This is a genomic window from Undibacterium sp. Dicai25W, assembly GCF_049340505.1.
GTDB lineage: Bacteria > Pseudomonadota > Gammaproteobacteria > Burkholderiales > Burkholderiaceae_D > Undibacterium > Undibacterium jejuense.
Map to the genome: position 1 here is coordinate 44,574 of NZ_JBMPOQ010000017.1, position 20,713 is coordinate 65,286.

The 20,713-nt window shown below is 47.7% G+C and carries 14 protein-coding genes; 12 read left to right on the top strand and 2 right to left on the bottom strand.

Features of this window, described 5'->3' with window-relative positions; genetic code table 11:
- Window positions 1-23 precede the first annotated feature (23 nt).
- Window positions 24-974, bottom strand: coding sequence for a LysR family transcriptional regulator (locus ACO0KY_RS15915; RefSeq protein ID WP_423047673.1), 951 nt, complete (start codon window positions 972-974; stop codon window positions 24-26).
- Between the two features lie 97 nt (window positions 975-1,071).
- Here ACO0KY_RS15915 and ACO0KY_RS15920 point away from each other — a divergent pair, with 97 nt between their 5' ends.
- The 12 genes from ACO0KY_RS15920 to ACO0KY_RS15975 all read left to right on the top strand — a co-directional run bounded on the left by ACO0KY_RS15920 (window position 1,072) and on the right by ACO0KY_RS15975 (window position 19,192).
- Window positions 1,072-2,715, top strand: a complete 1,644-nt coding sequence (locus ACO0KY_RS15920) for an NADH-quinone oxidoreductase subunit L (RefSeq protein WP_423047675.1) — start codon at window positions 1,072-1,074, stop codon at window positions 2,713-2,715.
- Window positions 2,712-5,252 carry a YbcC family protein gene (locus ACO0KY_RS15925; protein ID WP_423047677.1) on the top strand — a complete coding sequence of 847 codons (2,541 nt, stop codon included), beginning with the start codon at window positions 2,712-2,714 and terminating at the stop codon, window positions 5,250-5,252. The genes ACO0KY_RS15920 and ACO0KY_RS15925 overlap by 4 nt, the downstream gene beginning before the upstream one ends.
- Window positions 5,249-6,064, top strand: a complete 816-nt coding sequence (locus tag ACO0KY_RS15930) for a DUF6671 family protein (protein ID WP_423047679.1) — start codon at window positions 5,249-5,251, stop codon at window positions 6,062-6,064. The genes ACO0KY_RS15925 and ACO0KY_RS15930 overlap by 4 nt, the downstream gene beginning before the upstream one ends.
- 575 nt (window positions 6,065-6,639) lie before the next feature.
- Window positions 6,640-7,629, top strand: a complete 990-nt coding sequence (gene scpB / locus ACO0KY_RS15935) for an SMC-Scp complex subunit ScpB (RefSeq protein ID WP_423047681.1) — start codon at window positions 6,640-6,642, stop codon at window positions 7,627-7,629.
- Window positions 7,610-9,316: a pseudouridine synthase gene (locus tag ACO0KY_RS15940; RefSeq protein WP_423047683.1), complete on the top strand. Its 1,707-nt coding sequence runs from the start codon at window positions 7,610-7,612 to the stop codon at window positions 9,314-9,316. The genes scpB and ACO0KY_RS15940 overlap by 20 nt, the downstream gene beginning before the upstream one ends.
- A gap of 209 nt (window positions 9,317-9,525) precedes the next feature.
- A complete protein-coding gene (rimP, locus tag ACO0KY_RS15945) occupies window positions 9,526-10,011 on the top strand; it encodes a ribosome maturation factor RimP (RefSeq protein WP_186913353.1) in 486 nt (161 codons plus the stop codon).
- On the top strand, window positions 10,008-11,567 hold the full coding sequence (nusA, locus tag ACO0KY_RS15950) for a transcription termination factor NusA (protein WP_423047685.1): 1,560 nt from the start codon (window positions 10,008-10,010) through the stop codon (window positions 11,565-11,567). Before rimP ends, nusA begins: the two co-directional genes overlap by 4 nt.
- A 47-nt stretch (window positions 11,568-11,614) precedes the next feature.
- Entirely contained in the window at window positions 11,615-14,473 is a 2,859-nt protein-coding gene (infB, locus tag ACO0KY_RS15955; protein ID WP_423047687.1) for a translation initiation factor IF-2, read from the top strand.
- Between the two features lie 79 nt (window positions 14,474-14,552).
- Entirely contained in the window at window positions 14,553-14,978 is a 426-nt protein-coding gene (gene rbfA / locus ACO0KY_RS15960; RefSeq protein ID WP_186913350.1) for a 30S ribosome-binding factor RbfA, read from the top strand.
- 31 nt (window positions 14,979-15,009) lie between these two features.
- Window positions 15,010-15,939, top strand: a complete 930-nt coding sequence (truB, locus tag ACO0KY_RS15965; protein WP_423047689.1) for a tRNA pseudouridine(55) synthase TruB — start codon at window positions 15,010-15,012, stop codon at window positions 15,937-15,939.
- A 364-nt stretch (window positions 15,940-16,303) separates the two neighbouring features.
- Window positions 16,304-18,139: a translational GTPase TypA gene (typA, locus tag ACO0KY_RS15970; protein WP_423047691.1), complete on the top strand. Its 1,836-nt coding sequence runs from the start codon at window positions 16,304-16,306 to the stop codon at window positions 18,137-18,139.
- Window positions 18,140-18,319: 180 nt separating this feature from the next.
- Entirely contained in the window at window positions 18,320-19,192 is an 873-nt protein-coding gene (locus tag ACO0KY_RS15975) for a DMT family transporter (protein ID WP_423047693.1), read from the top strand.
- Between the two features lie 12 nt (window positions 19,193-19,204).
- On the opposite strand, the gene ACO0KY_RS15980 is transcribed toward ACO0KY_RS15975, so the two are convergent.
- Window positions 19,205-20,446 carry a GRAS family protein gene (locus tag ACO0KY_RS15980; protein ID WP_423047695.1) on the bottom strand — a complete coding sequence of 414 codons (1,242 nt, stop codon included), beginning with the start codon at window positions 20,444-20,446 and terminating at the stop codon, window positions 19,205-19,207.
- Window positions 20,447-20,713 lie beyond the last annotated feature (267 nt).

Here is a 20,713-nt window from a genome sequence, read left to right on the forward strand (position 1 = left end):
AACACGCAACTGTGGCCTCCGTTTTAATTGAAATTTTCCGCCAGATTCGCGATATTGGGTGCAACCCATTGCGGTTCTACGCATTCTTGTAAATGTTCTGCCATAAACTGGATTAATTGCATGGCAGCATGTGGCAGGCGACGGTCTTTTCTGCTGACCAGATACCAGTGACTTTCTAGTGGGAAATTATGTACAGGCAGTACTGCCAGTTTTTCTTGTCCTTCATATAAAGTATGAGCAGAAATAACTGACAAACCAAGCCCAGAAGCGGTGCTCAGGCGTATCGCCTCATTACTTTCTATCTGCATGGTATCGCCCAGCTCTATACCCTGACTACTAAGCCAAGATTCAAACATCATTCTGGTTGCTGATCCGGGTTCGCGAATCAGGAAGCGTTCGTTTCTGATCTCGGCAAATTCCAGACTTTCACGGCTGACTGCCCAGTGGTCGAACGGTGCAATAATTTGTAGCGGATTTTTAAGTATGCGGGTCGCTTGTACTGCATTGCCACTTGGTGGATGGCTAAACACGTATAGATCATCCTCTTGCTTAGAAAAACGCTCCAGAATGTGCGCGCGGTTGCCGATGTTTAAGGTGACGCCGACATGTGGGAATAGCTTGTAAAAAGCACCAAGTATCCTTGGTAGTACATATTTGGCAGTGGTTACAATACCAATATTGATATGTCCTGAGCTGCCGCCACGTGCTTGCTCCAGAAAGCCGTTAAAGTCATCAAATCGCACCAGAACGTCGCAGGCTGCCCGGTATAGCTCCTCGCCGACATGGGTTAGTTCCATTTTTCCATCGCGATTAGCGAACAATGGCTCACCGACGGCTTCCCGCAATTTTTTTAGTTGGAGTGATACGGTGGGCTGGGTCAGATGTAGGGCTCTGGCTGCAGCTGAAATGTTGCCAATTCGGGCAACCTGTACATACACTTGTAATAGCCTGAAGCTCAAATGGCGGATGTTCATAGATGATTATCAATGCAATTCGTTGACATAATTTATTAGTCAATATACCGAAATGTTGGGACAATAGCTATCACGTACATCACCTGGAGTGCTTTTTATGCCGGATATTTCCACTGTTTTTCCTACTGCTGGTCCCTCATTGCAGGCGATGTTGGCGTTGTTGATACTTCTGTTGCCCGGGAGTTTATTGCTTGCAGCGTGGATGGCAAACCGTGGGTCGCAGCATTTGGCGCGGGCCTGGTCGTTTGCAGAGGGAGGGGCTTTGTTGGCGATGTTGACCGCTTTGCTTTCCGCGGTTGAGGTTGGGCTTAATGGTTCTGGTAGCGCAAGTTTTGCTCATTGGTGTCCTTCCGTCAGATTGGATGCTTTAAGCGTCATGATGTTATTACTCACTGCCTTTCTTGGTTGGGTCATTTTACGTTACTCACGTAACTACCTTGCCGGAGACAAGGGTCTTGCGCATTATCTGATCTGGTTATGCCTGACACTCGCTACAGTCTGGCTATTGGTTATCTTCAATAATTTGCTCTTGGTCTGTCTGGCGTGGAGTGCCAGCAGTCTGGCTTTGCATCAACTATTAATTTTTTACAAAGATCGGCCTGCTGCGTTAATGGCAGCACATAAGAAATTCTTTATCAGCCGGGCTGCCGATGTGCTGACGCTGGTCGCAACTTTGTTGCTGTATGTTCGCTTCGATACCTTGGAGTTGGATCGAATTGCAAATGCTTTGGTCAATGTTCACGAGGCCGATACCAACATAGAAATTGCCGCTTACTTGTTTGTGATCAGTGCGATTCTGAAATGCGCACAGCTCCCGTTGCACGGTTGGTTGCTGCAAGTGATGGAAGCACCAACGCCGGTGTCTGCTTTACTGCATGCAGGAATTGTGAATATCGGCGGATTTATTTTATTACGTGTCTCTGGTTTGCTTGAATTGGTACCGGCGGCACAACTGCTGTTGGTGATGGTTGGTAGTATTACCGCGACCTTGGCGGCGCTGGTAATGATGACGCGTATCAGTGTCAAGGTAATGTTGGCGTGGTCTACTTGTGCGCAAATGGGCTTTATGCTGTTAGAGATTGGGTTGGGCGCATACTCGTTGGCCTTGCTGCATCTTTTGGCGCATTCTCTGTATAAGGCTTATGCGTTTTTGGCAGCAGGTGAAACGGTGTCCCGGCAGCGCATGTTGCATATAGCTCCGGCGACGCATCCACTGAATTTTGCACAGCTTTGCCTGGCGTTTGCCGGACTTGGGTTGGCGTTGATGTTATCTGGCTGGTTGACTGGTTTGGATCCGCGTCATGATGCCGTCATCTGGTTGCTCGGTGGTGTGCTGGCGAGCGGACTGCTGCCATTGGTCAGTTCGCCGTCAGAGAATCGTGGCTGGTATCAGGTGATACTGTTGACGATTTACGCATTTGGTCTCTCTTTACTGTACGGCATCTGGCACTTTATTTTTGGTCGCTTATTGTCTGCGTCAACGGTGCCCCCTTCCATTTTTAGTATTATTTTTGCGGCGATTTGTTTGTTTGGCTTGTTAATTGTGCAGCAAGTTGTTCTTACTCACCCTCGCGGTGCGCTGTCTCGCTGGCTCCATCCGCGGGCATTTGCCGGGTTTCATCTCGATGAAATGGTGACTTACCTGACGCTCCGTATCTGGCCTGCACGATTGACCGATAGTAAAAAAAATTATCCCCTAAACGTTGCTGGCTCTCGTTTTAATAATAAGGAAAAATTATGATGTCTGCCGTTCCGTCACCTTTGCCGGTCGCGCCGGTCGCACCCGCAGCGCCGATTATTCCTAATGCATCGAGGCGCCAAGCTTCTGTCGAAGATCAGCAAGTTACATTGGCAAAAGCGATGCAGGTGGCGTGCAACCGGGTTGCACCAACATGGCCGCTAGACAGATTGATTGCCGTCAATCCTTGGTGGGGTTTTGTTGATCAATCTGTACAAAAAGTTTCTGACATGATGTCCCATTTGTGCGGCACACGTCTGACCATGCCTACTGAATGGTATTTGGCTGAATTTAAGAGCAAACGTATTTCTGAGGCCGCACTCGCAAAGGCAGTAAAACAGCATGGCTTAACACTGGATATCGCGAGTTTCATTCAAGCTTGTTCTGCTAGTTCAAGTGAATCTGCCCGTTTTATGTTGTTGACAGATGCATTAGATGCGCAGCGTGATTTGGCGCACCAGCCAGCATGTCGCGATGTAGTGACGCACGCAATTGGGCAGCATTGTGCCTCATGGTTTGATGAGGGGCAGGCTCGATGGAAATTGACACACGCCACATCCCTATATGTGGCGTGGCGTGAAATTGCTTCTTATGACAATGGCCCATCCTTATTTACAGGTATTGATGGTATCGCCGACCGCATAGCAGCTTTGCCAGACACGCATGAAAAATTGATAGAAGTCGTCTGCGAAAAGTTAAAAATCAAACCAGAAGAATACGAAACTTACTTTACTGCTTTATTGTTGAGTATTAATGGTTGGGCAGCGTGGTGCGCTTATTTGAATTGGCAAGCGGGCTTGCAAGGAAAAACAGATAACCATTTGCAGCAATTGTTGGCGATACGGCTGGCGTGGGAATGGGTGCTTGCCGATAGCGGTCAGCATGAAGATGTGGTGGATGCGTGGCATGCTCAGCGCGGTCTGCCGGTGAATGAGTCTGGCAACTCCTACGACTGGGTATGGCAAGATGCTTTGGAATTAACATGGCAAGCACAGGTGAATCAAGGTCTTGCACTACAGGTTAAATCAACACCTGAATCTACAAAATCTGTGCGACCAGCGATGCAAGCGGTGTTTTGTATTGATGTGCGCTCAGAACGTATGCGTCGTGCGTTGGAAGCAAGTGACCCATCGATACGCACGCACGGTTTTGCGGGTTTTTTTGGTTTGCCGATCGAATACTTGCCGTTTGCTGGTCATGAGGCACGCCCACAATTGCCGGGCTTATTAGCGCCAAAAATGCGGGTCGTATCGGTCTCAAGTGATCGTGAAAAAACGCAAAATTTATTTGCACAACGCCGCTTGCGGCTAGGTGTGGCTCAGGCATGGGGACGTTTCCGTACCACCGCAAGCAGTGGCTTTGGTTTTGTTGAAACGACAGGCTTGAGTTATGCATGGAAGCTCGTCAAATCCAGTCTGCATAGTACAAAAGAGAAAGCCGCCGACACCGCAGCGTTAAGCGCGTCAGAGCGTGATCGCCTGGTTCCGGTTCTTGAAAACATCGGCGTGGATGAATCGATCGATCTGGTCGCGGGGATATTGCGTGCCATGTCGATGACATCTGACTTTGCGCCAGTGATTTTGTTAGTCGGTCACGGCAGTCAGACTGCAAACAATCCGCATGCTGCAGGTCTTGATTGTGGAGCGTGTTGCGGTCAGACTGGTGAGGTGAATGCCCGGGTTCTGGCTCATTTGTTGAATCGCGTTGATATTCGTTATGGTCTGCGCGTAAAAGGCATCGATGTTCCTGAGGATACCCTGTTCGTCGCTGGGTTGCATAATACGACCACGGATGAAATTCGTTTGTTTGACGTGCAGGATGATGTGAAGAAAATTGCTGCACTGGAGCAGGTGCGTGCGTGGCTGGCACAAGCCGGGCAGCGCATACGCGAAGAGCGCGCTCCAACCATGGGTATGCCAGCGTCTAAACCGGAAGCATTGATGGAATCGATGCGCGAGAGAGCAGGCGACTGGTCGCAAGTTCGCCCTGAATGGGGTTTGGCAAATAACGCTGCTTTCATCGCCGCACCACGTCAGCGTACGCAGCATATGAATTTGCACGGCAGAAGTTTTCTGCATGATTATAACCATGCAGAAGATGCTGGTAACGCAGTCCTTGAGCAGATATTAACCGCGCCAGTGTTGGTGGCGCATTGGATTAATATGCAATATTTTGCATCGACCGTAGATAACCGTCGCTGGGGTAGTGGCAATAAGGTTTTGCATAATGTCGTGGGTGGTCATATTGGCGTATTTGAAGGTAACGGTGGCGATCTGCGCATAGGCTTGCCGCTGCAATCTCTGCACGATGGGGAGGATTGGGTGCATACGCCTTTGCGTCTTTCAGTGTGGATGGAAGCGCCACGCGACATCATTTCTGGCATCGTACATAAGCATGAAAAATTATGGCAGTTGGTTGATGGTGGGTGGTTGCATTTGTTCAGCATTGATCCCGAAAGCGGTGAAGTTTATCGTTATGTGAAGAGTGCTGAAAATGGCGGTGCTGCTTATCAATGGGTATTGGAGTCTGCGCAAGTATGAGTAATTTGTATCCCACGGCACTACTGACTTGTCATGGAAAGCAGGTGGCCCTCGAGGAGCCACTTGCGCAAGCTGGTTATGCTGTATTTACGGTGAGCGATTTTAATACTGATAGCTTGGGTACTTTTACTGGTGAGATCGCGCGTGAAGGTACGATGCTGGAAGCTGCCAGGCGTAAAGCGCAGCTCGCGTGTAGTCTTAGTGGTGCTAGGTTTGGCATCGGCAGCGAAGGAAGTTTTGGCGGTGACCCATGGTTTGGTATTACCGGTTGGGGACGCGAAGTTCTGGTTTGGTATGATGCTAAAGAGCAACTTGAAATCAGTGCTTTTGTTCAAGGTCCAGAAACAAATTACGCAAATAAATGTGTGAGTGATCTGGAGGAGGCGCTGACATTTGCCGCTGCCATCGGCTTTCCGCAGCACGGAATAGTGGTGGGGCAGCCGGATGGCATCATCTATGATAAGTCGTGTTCAGATATGCAGGCTTTGAGTATTTGTGTGATTAAGGCGCTGGAATACGGGGCGGTGGATTTGGCTACCGATATGCGTGCACATCGCAATCCTAAGCGTATGCAGATGATTGCGCGTTGTGCGCAAGATTTGGCGACCAGACTTGCTACCCATTGTCCACAATGTCAGGCGCCGGGATTTGGCGCGCACGCGCCGGTCTTGGGTGCGCTGTGTGAGGAATGTCACATGCCTACCCAGCAAGCACGAGCAGTGGTGTTTAAATGTGTTGCCTGCGGATTTGAATCCGAAAAACAGTTACGTACCGCAGTCACTGCAAATTACTGCGATTACTGCAATCCTTAAGTTATAAAAGTATGATTTTTGGTTTTTCTGGGTGTTGTCATGTGATCAGCGGTCTTTTGGATTTTAAAAAATAATATTGGCTTTGTTTTAGGAGTGGGGCTGACTCAGGCGTATAACTTTGACTGGGGAGTAGTTAAAACGGGTATAATGTAACAACTGAAAGTATGGAAGTGATTGATTTCATTGATGTTATGGTGATTTTAGATTCCACTTCTGATTTCGGTGGTTGGTTTGTTGAGCTAAATTTATTTAATAAATAATTAATAAATAGTTAATAATAGCTGTTTGAAAGTTCAAAAAAATCACCTAAAGCGTAGCTTTTTTTGCATGTAGACAATTTATTTTTGATTGCTACGCCGATTCTGGACTACAATCTAGTGTCTACTGAATTGATGGGTAGGGCGTAAAGCAGTTGTTGCGCTTCCAAAACTCCCTGATCTGCCCGCTTGACGGGCGTTGTAAGCAAAATGGCTTACAACAAAACTAAATACATAAAAGCGTGGGCTACAGCTGGGTACATCTCCGGTGTGGTTCTGTGTATGGCACCAATTAAACCCGTGTAATCTATTACTTGCATGAATACTGCTGAGGCAAAGCGAGTCCTCGAAACAGCCTTGTTATGCGCGCCTGAGCCGCTAACAGTCAACAACATGAAAAAACTGTTTCAGGATGCCGACGATGATGGAGATGTCGTTGGCGCAGATACCATCAAAATGATGCTGGAAGATCTGCGTCTTGATTGGTCAGATAAAGGAATTGAGTTAGTGGGCTTGTCAACAGGATGGCGTTTTCAAAGCCGTCCTGAAATGCGCGCCTATATCGATCGTCTGAATCCTGAAAAGCCGCCAAAATACTCGCGTGCAACCCTGGAAACGCTGGCGATTATTGCCTATCGTCAACCTGTGACTCGTGGCGATATTGAAGAGATTCGTGGTGTAACGGTGTCTTCACAGATGGTGAAGACGTTGGAGGATCGTGGTTGGATAGAAACGATAGGGCATCGCGATGTTCCCGGGCGTCCGGCATTATTTGCCACGACCAAGCAGTTTTTGAGTGATATGGGTCTTGCTTCACTTGATCAATTGCCGCCGCTACAGCAAGTAAGTAAAGGCGATGATCAGAACTCGGATCCGCAACCTGATCTTGAGGCGCAACTCGCTGGATTCGGTAGTAATGTGCCCGATCTGGTTGATATGGTTGCTGTTGCTGGTGAAATGGTTGAGGATATTGGTTCACTCGAAGACCCGGTTGACGCGGTTGCCAGTGAATTGAATGTGCCTGATGTAGTGAATGTTGGTTTAGCTATTGAAGCGTTTGATGACGCGGTTGCAGGCGAAGGTAGTATTGTAGCCATCAGTGATGATATTGATGTCGATGAACCAGATCACGTAATTGCGCTTGAAGTGAGTGCTGAATCGGGTGTTGATGTTGCTGTATCTCATGAATTAGAAATTTTAAGTAGTCAGGCTGCCGGGATATCGGTGCCAGATAATGAACTGGATGCTGATCAGCAGCAGCCTCACGTAGAATCAAATGAATTGAAGAATGAATCCCATGAATCCTGATGATGTAAAAGCCGATAAAAATCCTGGCGGCGAAGCTTCGGCCGCAGGTGCTGAAGAATCCAAGCCAAATAGCCGTGGTCCGCGCGGCGTTCGTGGTCCGCGTAATATGCGCCGCTCCCCACGTCCTAAAGTGGCTGGTGCAGAAGCGTCGGCTTCCGCTGAAAGTAGCGTGCAGTCTGCTGACTCCGTGATTGATGGTGGGCGCAGTGAGCGCGCTCCTCGTGCTGCTAATGCAAATCGTTCCCGCAAGCCGCGTGTTGAAGGTGAGCAAGCGGCTCCGCGCGGCGAGCGTGCTCCGAGAGTTGATCGCGGTGAGCGCCCGGAGCGTGGTGAACGTACTGAGCACGCCGAGCGTCCTGTGCGTCCAGTGCGTGAAGCTGGTCAAGCTGGTCGTGGGCCAAATCGCGGTAATGGTAAACGCTCTTCGCAAGCCAATGTGGCGCGCCGTGAGGTAAATAATCCGGATGACGTGTTTTCATTCGTGACTTCTGAAGCCTTTGATGCTGGCTTTTCTGATGCTGACGAGCCAAAAGGTCGTGGTCGCAATGCCAAACCAGTCCGTCGTGATTTGACTGCTGACGATGATGCGCCAAAGTTACACAAAGTGTTGGCTGAGGCGGGTCTCGGCTCACGTCGCGACATGGAAGACTTAATTGTTGCTGGTCGCGTTTCTGTGAATGGTGAGCCAGCGCATATCGGCCAACGTATTTTGCCGACTGATCAGGTGCGCATTAACGGTAAGCCTATCATGCGCAAAGTCAGCAAAAAGCCGCCGCGCGTGTTGATTTACCATAAGCCAGCTGGCGAGATTGTTAGTACCAGTGACCCTGAAGGTCGCACCTCGGTATTTGATAGTTTGCCAACCATGAAGCTCGGTAAATGGCTGGCAGTTGGTCGCCTCGATTACAACACAGAAGGTTTGCTGATGTTTACGACATCCGGTGATCTGGCAAATCGCTTAATGCATCCGCGTTATGGTATCGAGCGTGAATATGCCGTTCGTACTTTGGGCGAGTTGGAAGAGGGTATGCGCCAGCGGCTGTTGGCGGGTGTTGAGCTCGAAGATGGTCTGGCGCAATTCTCAAAAATTTCCGACGGTGGCGGTGAGGGTGTTAATAAGTGGTATCGCGTGATTATTGGTGAAGGCCGTAATCGTGAGGTTCGTCGTATGTTTGAAGCGGTTGGCCTGACCGTATCCCGTCTGATTCGTACGCGTTATGGCGCAATGACATTGCCTGCTAATCTGAAACGTGGTCGATGGGAAGAATTGGAAGAAGATGCGGTTCGCAGCTTACTGAAATTAAGTGGTCTGGAAAAAACTGCCAGCGACAAACCGGCAGCTGCTAAAGGTGGTAAGCCGTTTGGTAATAAGGCTGCTGCTTCCAGTCCTTACGCGCAGAAGCAGCCGAATTTCCCTATGTCCAGTGGGCGCGGTGAGTCCCGTGGTGAATTTGGTGCTGGTCGTGGTGGTAATGCGAATGGCAATAAAACCGGTGCGTATGGTGGCGGTGCCGCTAACGGTAATGGTGGTGCAACTGGAAAAAAACGCCCGCGCCAGCCGGATCCTTTGCAAACTGCATTGGGATTCCCTGATGCTGGGCAGCAACGTCGTGGTCCGACAGCCAGAGGTAGTGGTCAGGCGATAGGTCAGGGTATTGCAGCTCGCCGCCGTTCTCGCGGCGCTTGATTTGACGGATGAATTGTGGTTGTTTTGCCCTGTTTCTGATTGCGACGGGGTAAATAATCGTTTATAATCTGGTAGTTAGTAGTTTATGCCTGATGAAATTAAAATCCGGGCGCAAAGAAAAGATGGGCTTAGCCCATTTTTTTTTGGTTTTACCATTTGCGTGCCTTGACTATAATTTTTCTGGGCTTGTGTGTTTATCGGAGAATAGTTTGGTTTTGTTGGATTTGATAGAGAAAACCGTCAACGGTACCGGATATGATCTGGTTGACTTTGAGCAGGCTGAGCGCGGCCTGTTCAGGGTATATATCGACTTTTTGCCGGCTGACCTTGAAAAAGGCAATATTGCAGTCGAAGATTGTGAAAAAGTCAGTCACCAATTGTCACACGTGTTGACGGTTGAAAATGTTAATTACGAACGTCTGGAAGTTTCTTCCCCGGGCCTTGATCGCCCTTTGAAGAAAGTGGCTGATTACGTCCGTTTTGTCGGTTGTGAAGTTACCGTCAAATTGCGTATGCCTATGCCAGGCACACCAAACCGTAAAACATTTACCGGTGTATTGCACGAGCCTGAAGGCGAAAACCTGAAGCTGGAATTTGAAGTAAAAGATGGGTCGGCCATGCTGGAGTTTACGCTCGCCGACGTGGATAAGGCACGTCTGGTGCCACAAGTGGATTTTAGGAGTCGCAAAGCATGAGTCGTGATTTGTTGTTATTGGTGGATGTGCTGGCACGCGAAAAAAACGTCGATGAAGAAGTCGTTTTCGGTGCCTTGGAACATGCTTTGGGACAAGCGACAAAAAAACGCTTCCCCGGTGAAGTTGATATCCGAGTAGAGATTGATCGTGATACTGGTGAATTCCGCTCTTTCCGTCGTTGGCACGTGGTGCCTGATGAGGCGGGTTTGCAATTGCCAGATCAAGAAATTTTGCATTTTGAAGCTGTGGAAGATGACCCGGAAATTCAAATCGATGATTACATCGAAGAAGAAATTGAATCCGTTGATTTTGGCCGCCGTTTCGCCCAAGACACAAAACAAGTCGTTCTGCAGCGTATTCGCGATGCCGAGCGTGAACAGATTCTGGCTGATTTCCTGGAGCGTGGTGACTCGCTCGTAACAGGTACGATCAAGCGCATGGAGCGCGGTGATGCCGTGGTTGAGTCCGGTAAAATCGAAGCCCGTTTGCCACGTGATCAGATGATCCCGAAAGAAAACTTACGTGTTGGTGATCGTGTTCGTGCCTATATTTTGCGTATTGATCGCAATGCCCGTGGCCCACAAGTGATCTTGTCTCGTACGGCACCAGAATTCATTATGAAATTGTTCGAGCTGGAAGTGCCAGAAATCGAGCAAGGTACTTTGGTCATCAAGTCTGCTGCACGTGACGCTGGTGTGCGCGCCAAGATTGCGGTTCACACAAGCGACAAGCGTATCGATCCTATCGGTACTTGCGTTGGTATGCGTGGTTCCCGCGTTCAGGCTGTGACTGGCGAATTGGGTGGTGAACGTGTTGATATCGTTTTGTGGTCTGAAGATCCGGCGCAATTCGTGATCGGTGCTCTGGCTCCTGCTAATGTTTCTTCCATCATGGTGGATGAAGAGAAGCATGGCATGGACGTGGTGGTTGATGAGGAAAACTTGGCAATCGCGATTGGTCGTAGTGGCCAAAACGTGCGTCTCGCAGCTGAGTTGACTGGCTGGCAAATCAACATCATGACTGCTGAAGAATCTGCGAACAAGGCTGAGCAAGAAACAGCGGGTATCCGTGCATTGTTCATGGAAAAACTCGACGTTGACCAGGAAGTAGCTGAAATTCTGGTTGATGAAGGCTTCTCTAGTCTCGAAGAAATTGCTTACGTACCTATCAGTGAAATGCTGGAAATTGAAGCATTCGATGAAGATACCGTAACAGAGTTGCGTAACCGTGCACGCGACGCCCTTTTGACAGAAGCCATTGCTTCCGAAGAAGGTTTGGAAGGCATGGATGATAATTTGTTGAACCTCGAAGGTATGACCCGCGTTACCGCCGGTAAACTGGGCTTGGCTGGTATTAAAACACTGGCAGCTTTCGCTGGTCTGGCTTACGACGAATTTGGCGCGATTTTGGCATTGTCTGCCGACCGTTCACGCCATTTGATTAAAGAAGCATTTGAAGATGTGACCGATGATGAGATGAAACTCATCGACGCTAAATATGATGATCAGGCCAAGGCTTTGTTAGCTACCGCCTGGAAACTCGTAGAAGCAAAGTAATTCACGGGTTTCAAATTCATAACGCGCACATAGAAAAAGAGGACTGAATGGCGAGTAACAACGTTGCCCAATTTGCCACCGAGCTGAAAATGTCAGCGGATTTGCTGCTCACGCAATTGCGTGCGGCAGGTGTCGATAAAAATTCGACGTCAGATTCGTTGACAAAAGAAGACAAGGATAGACTGCTGGAACACTTACGTCGTTCCCATGGATCTGCTGTCGACAATGAAAAAAAGAAAATCACGCTGACTCGTAAAGAGACAACGGAGATCAAACAGGCGGATGCTACGGGCAAATCTCGCACCATTCAGGTCGAAGTTCGTAAGAAACGTACTTTCGTCAAACGTGACGAAGTCGTTGCTGACGATGCTGCGGCACGTACTCCTGTGGCAGAAGTAGAAGAAGTTGAGTTGAATGAAGAGGACGCTCGCCGCGAGGCCGAGTTGATCGCTCGTCAGGAAGCAGAATTACGCGAAAAACAAGAACACCTTGCTAAGCTGGAAGCTGAAAAAGAAGCTCAGGCAAAAGCAATGCGTGAAGCGGCAGAAGCTGAGGCGGCACGCGTCGCAGCTGAGCGCTTGAAAGCGGAACAAGCTGCAGCAGCCGCTGCCGCAGCAAAAACTGTAGAAGTGAAACCTTCTCAGTCAGATGAAGAGAAGAAACGTTTGGAAGCAGAAGAAGCAAAGAAAAAAACTGCCTTAGAATCTAAAGAGGCAGCAGATCGTGCCGCAGCAACCGAGAAGGCCAGAAAAGCCGTCGCGGATGAAGTTGCGCAGATCAAAGAAATGATGAATGCAGCGCGCAGACCAGCTAAGGCACCGGTACCTGCACCTGTGGTAGCACCAAAAGCTGAAGGTACTTTGCATAAGCCAGCTGATAAAAAAGCAGGTGAGAAGAAGCCGGCTACAACAGGTGCAGCTACGACTGAGAAAAAAGACGACAAAAAACCAGCTACGGCTGATAAAAAAGCGATTAAATCCGCTAACGTCTCTTCGACCTGGTCGGACGAATCGAAAAAACGCAGCGGTGGTTTGAAAACCCGCGGTGATACTTCTGGTGGTCGCGATGGTTGGAAAGGTGGTCCTAAAGGCCGTCGTAATAATCATCACGATGATCGTGAATCCAACTTCCAGGTGCCGGTCGAAGCCATCGTGAAAGATGTGTTCGTTCCTGAAACACTGACTGTCGCTGAGTTGGCGCATAAAATGTCAGTCAAGGCATCGGAAGTGATTAAGCATTTGATGAAATTGGGTCAAATGTGTACGATCAACCAGGTTCTTGATCAAGAAACAGCAATGATTCTGGTTGAGGAAATGGGCCATAAAGCATTTGCTGCGAAATTGGATGATCCTGAAGCAGCATTGACTGACGTTGCTGAACACGCGGAATACGAAACTTTCCCACGCGCCCCTGTGGTTACAGTGATGGGTCACGTCGATCACGGTAAAACTTCATTACTCGATTACATCCGTCGCGCCAAGGTCGCTTCTGGCGAAGCTGGTGGTATTACTCAGCACATTGGTGCATATCACGTAGAAACACCACGCGGTATGATTACCTTCCTCGATACACCAGGTCACGAAGCCTTTACGGCAATGCGTGCACGTGGTGCGAAGGCAACGGATATCGTCATTCTGGTGGTGGCAGCTGATGACGGCGTAATGCCGCAAACTAAAGAAGCGATTGCGCATGCAAAAGCAGCTGGTGTACCGTTGGTTGTTGCGATCAATAAGATCGATAAACCAGGTGGTAATGCTGATCGCGTGACACAAGAATTGATCGCTGAGAGCGTCGTTCCTGAAGAATACGGTGGCGATTCACCGTTCGTGCAAGTATCTGCAAAAACAGGTCAAGGTATCGATTCTTTATTGGAAAACGTCTTGTTGCAAGCTGAAGTTCTTGAGTTGCGTGCACCAAAAGATGCGCCGGCTAAAGGCTTGGTTGTTGAGGCGCGTCTGGATAAAGGTCGCGGTACTGTGGCAACGATTCTGGTTCAGTCCGGTACGTTGAAGCGCGGCGACGTAGTGTTGGCTGGTTCTTCTTATGGTCGTGTTCGTGCGATGTTGGATGAGAACGGTCAGAATATTGCGCAAGCTGGCCCATCGATTCCAGTCGAGATTCAAGGTTTGACTGAAGTGCCAGCGGCTGGTGAAGAAGTCATGGTCATGGTTGATGAGCGTAAAGCACGTGAAATCGCTTTGTTCCGTCAAGGTAAGTTCCGTGACGTGAAGTTGGCGAAACAGCAAGCAGCTAAACTTGAAAACATGTTTGAAAACATGGGTGAAGGCGAAGTTAAAAACTTGCCTATCATTGTCAAAACCGACGTTCAAGGTTCACAAGAAGCGCTGGTTCAATCTTTGCAGAAATTGTCCAACTCCGAAGTGCGAGTGCAAGTGGTTCATGCAGCGGTCGGTGGTATTTCTGAAAATGACGTCAATCTGGCGGTTGCTTCCAAAGCGGTTATCATTGGCTTTAACACACGCGCAGATGCGTCTGCCCGTAAGTTGGCTGAATCCAACGGCGTGGATATTCGCTACTACAACATCATTTACGATGCAGTAGATGAAGTGAAAGCAGCATTGTCCGGTATGTTGGCGCCAGAAAAACGCGAACAGATCATTGGTATGGTTGAGGTTCGTCAAGTATTCCTGGTCAGCAAAGTTGGCGCGATTGCAGGTTGTCTGGTTACAGATGGTATGGTTAAACGTACATCGTCAGTTCGTTTGCTGCGTAATAACGTAGTGACATGGACTGGTGAGCTGGACTCTCTGAAGCGTTACAAAGACGATGCAAAAGAAGTCAAGGCCGGTATGGAATGTGGCTTGTCTCTGAAAGGTTACAACGACATCCAGGTGGGCGATTCGCTCGAAATATTTGAAGTTCAAGAGATAGCACGTACGCTCTAATTACTTCAAACCCCGGACTTGTTCCGGGGTTCTGTTTTATGGCGCTGAACGCGCTGAAGGTAGAGTAAGAAAAGAATTTATGGCAAAACATAGTAAAAATATTCCTGGTCGTGGTTTGCGCGTTGCAGATCAGATTCAGAAGGATTTGGCAGAAATTATCTGGTCCGAATTAAAAGATCCACGCGTAGGCATGATCACTTTGACTGAGGTTCAGTTGACGCCTGATTACGCTCACGCAAAAATCTATTTCACAACCTTGGTTGACGATCCGGTTGCCGTGAAGGCGACCAACGATGCTTTGTCCAAAGCAGCTGGCTTTTTGCGGGCAAAATTAGGTTTGCGTTTGCATATTCATACGTTGCCGCAATTGCATTTCATCCACGATACATCGACCATACGTGGTCTTGCTATGTCGAAATTAATCGATGAAGCGAATGCAACACGCGCAAAGGATGATGCTACTGATGCTGCCCACGATGGCGCTAAAGACGACGAACAAGAATGATCACTGACCGGTTTTGTTGCCGGTCTTGCCTATGACTACCCAGATAAAAAAACGTCCCCGTGTTCCTGTGCACGGCGTATTGCTATTGGATAAACCAGTTGGTTTTTCCAGTAATGATGCGTTGATTAAAGCTAAACGCTTTTTGAATGCCATGAAAGCCGGGCATACCGGAACTCTCGATCCATTTGCGGCTGGATTGTTACCTTTGTGTTTCGGTGAGGCAACCAAGTTTTCTCAAGATTTGCTGGAGGCAGATAAAACCTATACGACCGTCGTGCACCTAGGTGTAACCACGACAACGGGTGATACCGAGGGTGAGGTTTTAGAGCAAAAGCCAGTCAACGTGACTTTGTCTGCCATCGAGCAAGTATTGAAGCAATTTACGGGGCCGATTCAGCAAGTGCCTCCTATGTATTCGGCGCTTAAGCGTGATGGTAAGCCCTTATACGAATATGCGCGAGCCGGTGTGACATTGGAGCGCGAAGCCCGTGACGTTACCATCCATGAATTGGGGTTGCTGGACTATCAAGCGCCGTTATTGACACTGAGGGTAAAGTGTAGCAAGGGAACTTATGTTCGCGTGCTGGGTGAGGATATTGGTGCAGTGCTAGGTTGTGGTGCGCATTTAAAGGAATTGCGTCGGATACAGGTCGGACATCTGGTGTTAGAAAAATCGATTACGCTGGAATCCTTGGAGTCTATGCCTGAGCAAGAGCGCTTGGCTTTGCTTGATCCGGTCGATGCTTTGTTGTCGAGTTTTCCGCCTGTACGCTTAAGCGATGAGTTGGCAACCCGTTTTTTGCACGGACAACGATTGGCGCTGGGTAAGGAAGCAGTATCGCTGCCTGAACAAGCAGGGCGGGTGCGCGTCTACCGTGATTCTGATGGGCAATTATTGGGATCTGCGCAGTTGCAAGAGTTTCAAATTCTGGCGCCAGAAAGATTAATTAATACCCAATAAATGTAAGTGTAGTTTTAAAAATGTACTAAGCTGGGCAGTCTGAGTCTAGCAAAAAAGAAGTGCTCCGCTAGCAGTTGGTCAGACCATATTTGTGTGTCGCGCCGCTGTTTAGAGGTGAATATTGCCAATCTGAATCATTAGAACTTTTTTGGCTGTCATCGCTTTGTAGTAACTCCTTGAAATAATAAGGCTTACGCAAAATTATTCCCATGATGTATTGCTAAATGTACCAGTTGAGATAGTTTTGGTCATTAAGCGTAGTCGGAATGGTTTGTTTGAACGCTAATTAGCCCTTGTTTTCTGCTTTTGCGTTGCAGCATGTTATAATCTTAGGTTATCCGATTTACCCCAAACGAACGTTATCATGTCCACTACAAAACGCGCTATTCGCAACATCGCCATTATCGCTCACGTCGATCACGGCAAAACCACATTGGTTGATCAATTATTGCGTCAATCCGGCACTTTCCGTGACAACCAACAGGTTGATTCCCGCGTGATGGATTCCAACGATATTGAAAAAGAACGTGGTATCACGATTCTTTCCAAAAACTGTGCAGTTGAATACAAAGGCACACACATCAATATCGTTGATACCCCAGGCCATGCTGACTTCGGCGGTGAAGTAGAGCGTGTATTGTCCATGGTTGACAGCGTTTTGCTGTTGGTGGACGCGCAAGAAGGTCCAATGCCACAAACACGTTTTGTGACACGTAAAGCATTGGCACTCGGTTTGAAACCTATCGTCGTTGTAAACAAGATTGACCGTGAAAACGCTGATCCACAAAAAGCAGTTAACGCAACTTTCGAACTGTTCGACAAGCTTGGCGCAACTGATGAGCAATTAGATTTTCCTATTATTTACGCATCCGGTTTCAAGGGCTACGCTGGCCTGGAAGATACAGTGCGCGACGGTACAATGGAACCGCTGTTTGACGCGATCCTGAAACACGTTCCTGCGCGTGAAGATGATCCAGATGGTCCTTTGCAATTGCAAATCACTTCCCTGGAATACTCTTCTTACGTCGGTAAGATTGGCGTTGGTCGTATCCTGCGCGGTCGCGTAAAAGGCTTGCAAGACGTTGTTTGGATGAATGGTCCAGAAGACAAGCCAACAAAAGCACGTATCAATCAAGTATTGACGTTCAAAGGTTTGGATCGCGTACAAGTGGATGAAGCGTTGGCTGGCGATATCGTCTTGATCAACGGTATTGAAGAAATCAGTATCGGTACAACCATCTGCGCACCTGACGCACCAGACGCATTGCCTATGTTGAAAGTCGATGAGCCGACATTGACCATGAACTTCATGGTTAACAGCTCCCCATTGGCTGGTCGTGAAGGTAAATTCGTCACCACACGTCAAATCCGTGACCGTCTGGAACGTGAACTGAAATCCAACATGGCGTTGCGTGTGGTTCAGGCTGAAGGTGATGATTCCACATACGAAGTTTCTGGTCGTGGTGAGTTGCATCTGACCATCCTGATCGAAAACATGCGTCGTGAAGGTTTTGAATTGGCTGTTTCTCGTCCACGCGTTGTGTTCAAAATGGTTGACGGCGTACGTCATGAGCCATACGAAAATCTGACCGTTGACGTTGAAGAAGCGAATCAAGGCGGCGTGATGGAAGAGTTGGGTCGTCGTCGTGGTGATCTGCAAAACATGGAACCGGACGGCAAAGGTCGTGTGCGTTTGGAATACCGCATTCCAGCACGTGGCTTGATCGGCTTCCAGGGCGAATTCATGACATTGACACGTGGTACTGGTTTGATGAGTCACGTGTTTGATGAATACGCACCAGTGGACAATACACGTGGTGAAATGGCAGGTCGTCGTAATGGTGTATTGATTTCTCAGGATGATGGCGCAGCGGTTGCATACGCTATCTGGAAACTGCAAGATCGCGGCCGTATGTTCGTGGTGCATAATGACCCAGTGTACGAAGGCATGATCATCGGTATCCATTCCCGTGATAACGATTTGGTTGTTAACCCAATCAAAGGTAAGCAATTAACTAACGTTCGTTCTTCTGGTACAGATGAAGCGGTACGTTTGGTGCCACCAATTCAGATGTCTCTGGAATACGCTGTTGAATTCATTGAGGATGACGAATTGGTAGAAATTACACCGAAGAGCATTCGTCTGCGCAAACGTTATTTGAAAGAACACGAGCGTAAGAAAGCATCGCGCGAAGCATAATAGCTCGCTTGAACATGCGCTAAAGCGCATGTTGATCAACCCGTTTCGCTCTTACCTTTGGTGGGGCTTAACGGGTTTTTTATTTTCTGGCTTGCTTTTTTCGATCGTCTTTTTTGCAGGGAGCTGTTGATTGTTCAATTGCAAACCGTAGAAGTCAGAAAATTTTATCCTGGAATCAATATGCAAAAAAAACTCAGTCATCGTCATGCTGTGATCCTGATGATATGTGCCGCCAGTTTGTGGAGTATTGCTGGTGTTTTTACACGCCATCTAGAGGCAGCACGTGGCTTTGAGGTGACGTTTTGGCGTAGTCTTTTTGCGGCGATTTTTGTTACCGGGGCAATGTTGCGCCAATACGGTCGCGGTTTTATTCCACGTTTGCGTTTATTGGGTAAGTTGGGTTTTATTTCCGGCTGTATGTGGGCGACTATGTATAGCTGCTTCATGATCTCAATTACGATGACAACAGTGGCTAATACCTCCATCATGGAAAGTCTGGCGCCATTGTTTACCGCATTGTTGGCTTGGTTGGTATTGCGTGAAAAAATTCCACTACGTACTTGGTGGGCGATAGTAGCGGCAGTGTTGGGTATGTCGTGGATGTTTGTTGGTAGCTTGTCGGAGATCGACAACAGAGGATTGCTGGGGATGTTCATTGCGCTTGGAATCCCTGTTGCATCATCAATCAATATGATCGTGCTTAAAAAAGGTGGTCACACGGTCGATTTAATTCCTGCTGTTCTGATGGGCGGTGCGATTTCGGCCATGGTGATGTTGCCGATGGCATTTCCATTTCAGGCATCTTTGCACGACATTTTTATTTTAGCGATTTTGGGTTTCTTTCAGTTGGGATTGCCATGCATGTTGATGGTACGTGCCTCGGAGAGCTTGAGCGCGCCAGAGATCGCTTTGTTGTCTTTGTTGGAGGTCTTGCTGGCACCCATTTGGGCATGGATAGGTGCAGGGGAGGTGCCAGCACAGGCGACGATAGTTGGTGGTGCCGTGGTATTAATTTCTCTCGTTTTAAATGAGGTATTCGCCGCAAGGGATTAAATATGCGTTTCCTTACTGCTTCGTTGGCTGCCAACATGATGCAGCTAGTAGGGGAACTTTATACACGTTTAAGCACAAGGCCTCAGGACTCTGGTGCATTTCAAATGGTGCCGTTATTGGTAGGATATTTCTTAATGTTCGACTGGTTCTCTGAAAGACGTTTTCTAAGTAGGTGAAATCTGCTTGGTGCAAACGTTTAGACCAAACTTCTTTTCGTTCATGTCGCTCAACCCTATCCGCACCGTCAGTAGTCAAAATATTGATGAGTTCTCTGCCAAAAAATTCATTTTCTAATATCACTCTTTCTTTTAGAGTGCGTGGGAATAGATGGTCAAACGCATTGAAGATATGCATGTAATGTTGAAATGCTTCATAGCAGCGTTCTTTAAATGGAAGATTATTGTGATTTGAATCAGGTTCTACCATGGTTAATAGATGCGGATTTAGTTGACGCAGCCGTGTTAGTAAGCAATCGCGGGAGCGTGTAGGATGAATAATTGCATCGTCTGTTGCTGTATGATGCAAGGATAGTACAGCATTAATTACCAAAAATTCACCTTGATGGCGTTCAATATCATTAAACGAAATTTCCTCAGCTTTACCGAGAACTGGCGTAAACGTAAATTCTATTCCGAGTTCTTTTGCTTCCTCTGATAATCGTTTTTCAACGGCATGTAAAGCTTGTTCTGTTGAGGGAAGATCTATGCCTGTAAGGCGGATTTTTTTCGGCAAAAAACTCGTGCCTTTTAATAGCGAGAACAATGTAGACCATTGATAACCCGAGCCAATTCCAATATCAATGATGTGTAGTGTCGCGTACTGAGCTGACTGCGAAAGGATGGCGAGATTGATCGCATTATAGGCAAATTGAATAAAAGGCGTTGCAGTCGCGAGCAGATCGTATGCTTTGATCATCGATATAGATTTGGTTTGATCAGAGTATAAATTTCCGGCGCAGAGTGTGATCGTTTTTTCCGTATACTCGGCGTGCGAGTAGCAACTGCTTTTAATGCCTTTCATTAGTATCCGGCTTAATCGATGAAGTGGTGGGCCGTTAGCGGTAACGATAGCGAGTACATCGCTTGCCATCTGATGAGCATCATCGGTTTTTCCTGCGTTAAATAAATTTGCACCAATGATAGTCTTCGCGTAAATGATTTCATTTCGCAGCCGTTCAGTGTTCTCTTTGATAGAATTTTTAGCTTGTTGATTAATGCAGTACTCTGTTGGTTCCTTGGTAATATTCATTTGCATATACTTGTCTCTTCCTGTTCTAATTTTCTGTCAATGGCATGAGGCTCAATCCCATGTCTATCGAAAAAATTTCTAAGACAATATGTTGTAAATACTTAGGATGAATGGTGGGATCTGCGGGCAAAGTATAGGAGGAATAATTTTTATATGTTGAAAAGTAACATTGAGTTTCGTAAATTTCAATTCGAAATAGTTAGACTTTAAAGGTAGCGATAATGATATTAAATTAGTAATTATTTTTCTGCGGGTCTCGCATTTTTATTTTGC